The organism is Streptomyces sp. NPDC054847 (assembly GCF_053610925.1).
In genome coordinates this window covers 1-2,582 of record NZ_JBSGZJ010000670.1, presented here as the reverse complement: position 1 = coordinate 2,582, position 2,582 = coordinate 1, and the positions used below count along the sequence as shown (strand labels likewise).

Genomic DNA, 2,582 nt, shown 5'->3' with positions numbered 1-2,582 from the left:
GGACCGCGGCCCGGCCCGCACGGGCGGCGCGCGCCCGGGCCGGCACGGCCAAGCCGGCGGGAGCCGGGACCGCACCGGCGGGGGCGGCCCGTGCCAGGGCGGGCGCCACCCGCACGAAGAGCACCCGGACCGGCGGCACTGGCACGGACGTTCCCGCCTCCGACGCTCCCGCGGTGACCCCGGCAGCGGCCGGGACCGCCGCCACAGGGGCCGGGACGGGAGCCGGGGCCACCACCAGGACCACCACCGGTTCCGGGGACCGGGACGGTCAGGACGGGGCCGGCCCCGCGTCCGCCGACCGTGGCGGGTCCGCGTCCGGCCCCGGCAAGGCGGGCCGCGCCAAGCCTGCCGGCGCTCCCCGTCCGCGCGACGGACGCGGCGTCCGCGCGGCGAAGCCGCTCGGCGACGACGACCGGGGCCGGCTGCTGAGCGGCGGCCACCACGACCCGCACGCCCTGCTCGGCGCCCACTCGGTGCGCGGCGGCGTCGAACTGCGGGTGCTGCGTCCGCACGCCCTGTCCGTGACCGTCCTCGCCAAGGGCCTGCGCACCGAGCTGAACAACGACGGCGACGGCCTCTTCTCCGGCGTCCTCCCGCTGCGGACGACCCCCGACTACCGTCTGCTCGTCACCTACGAAGGCCACGAGGACGGCTTCGAGGTCGAGGACCCGTACCGCTTCCTTCCCGCCCTCGGCGAGCTCGACCTGCATCTGATCGGCGAGGGCAGGCACGAGGAGCTGTGGCGGGCGCTGGGCGCGCATCCGATGACGCACCAGGGCGTCACCGGCACCCGGTTCACCGTCTGGGCGCCGAACGCGCGGGGCGTACGTGTGGTCGGCGACTTCAACTTCTGGGACGGCTCCGGCTTCCCCATGCGGTCGCTCGGCGCGACCGGCGTGTGGGAGCTGTTCCTGCCCGGCATCGGCGATGGCGCGCTCTACAAGTTCGAGATCATGCGCCCGGACGGCTCGTACACGCAGCGGGCCGACCCGATGGCCCGGCGCACGGAGGTGCCGCCCGCCAACGCGTCGATCGTGACCGAGTCGCACCACGAGTGGGGCGACCAGGAGTGGATGACGCGCCGCGGCGAGGTGCCCGTCCACGAGGCGCCGCTGTCGGTCTACGAGGTGCACCTTCCGTCCTGGCGGCCCGGGCTGACCTACCGCCAGCTCGCGGTGCAGCTCCCGAAGTACGTGAAGGACCTCGGCTTCACGCATGTGGAGTTCATGCCGGTCGCCGAGCATCCCTTCGGCGGCTCCTGGGGCTACCAGGTCACCGGCTTCTACGCGCCGACCTCGCGCATGGGCACCCCGGACGACTTCCGGCACCTGGTGGACAGCCTGCACCGGGCGGGCATCGGCGTGCTGGTGGACTGGGTGCCCGCACACTTCCCCAGGGACGACTGGGCGCTGGCGGAGTTCGACGGACGCCCCTTGTACGAGCACAGCGACCCGGCGCGGGCGGCGCACCCCGACTGGGGCACCCTCGAGTTCGACTACGGACGCAAGGAGGTCCGCAACTTCCTGGTGGCCAACGCGACGTACTGGTGCGAGGAGTTCCACATCGACGGCCTGCGGGTCGACGCGGTCGCCTCGATGCTCTACCTCGACTACTCCCGCGAGGACGGCGAATGGTCGCCGAACGTGCACGGCGGCAGGGAGAACCTGGACGCCGTCGCCTTCCTCCAGGAGATGAACGCGACCGTGTACCGCCGCTGCCCCGGTGTGGTCACCGTCGCGGAGGAGTCCACCGCCTGGAACGGCGTCACCCGGGCCACCCACCACGTGGGCGACGACGGATTCGGCGGTCTCGGCTTCGGCCTGAAGTGGAACATGGGCTGGATGCACGACTCGCTGGGCTACGTCGAGCACGAACCGGTGCACCGCAAGTTCCACCACAACGAGATGACGTTCTCGATGGTGTACGCCTACAGCGAGAACTACGTCCTGCCGATCTCGCACGACGAGGTCGTGCACGGCAAGCGGGCGCTCGTCAGCAAGATGCCCGGCGACTGGTGGCAGCAGCGGGCCAACCACCGCGCCTATCTGGGCTTCATGTGGGCCCACCCCGGCAAGCAGCTCCTGTTCATGGGGCAGGAGTTCGCCCAGGGCGCCGAGTGGTCCGAGGGCCACGGCCCCGACTGGTGGCTGCTCGACCCGTCGTACGCGGCGGAGCCGGACCACCGCGGTGTGCGGGACCTCGTGCGCGAGCTGAACACCGTGTACGGCAAGGCTCCCGCGCTGTGGCAGCGGGACACCGTGCCGGAGGGCTTCGCATGGGTGGACGGCGGGGCGTGGGAGGACAACGTGTTCGCCTTCCTGCGCTTCGACAAGCACGGCTCGCCGCTGCTGGCGGTGAGCAACTTCTCGCCGGTGGTGCGGCACGGCTACCGGCTGGGCGTCCCGGAGACGGTCACCGCCTGGGCGGAGGTCCTCAACACCGACGAGGAGCGGTTCGGCGGCTCCGGAGTCCTCAACGCGGACCCGATGAAGGCGGAGCAGGTGGAGTCCCACGGCCGCCGTACGTCGATCGCGCCGACCCTGCCGCCGCTGGCGACGGTCTGGTTCCGGCCGGCCTGAGTC

1 protein-coding gene is annotated in these 2,582 nt (G+C 72.7%); it reads left to right on the top strand.

The features are described from left to right. The first annotated feature begins 422 nt into the window (after positions 1-422). Entirely contained in the window at positions 423-2,579 is a 2,157-nt protein-coding gene (gene glgB, locus ACWGH4_RS34000; protein ID WP_453467641.1) for a 1,4-alpha-glucan branching enzyme, read from the top strand. The last annotated feature ends 3 nt before the right edge of the window (positions 2,580-2,582 follow it).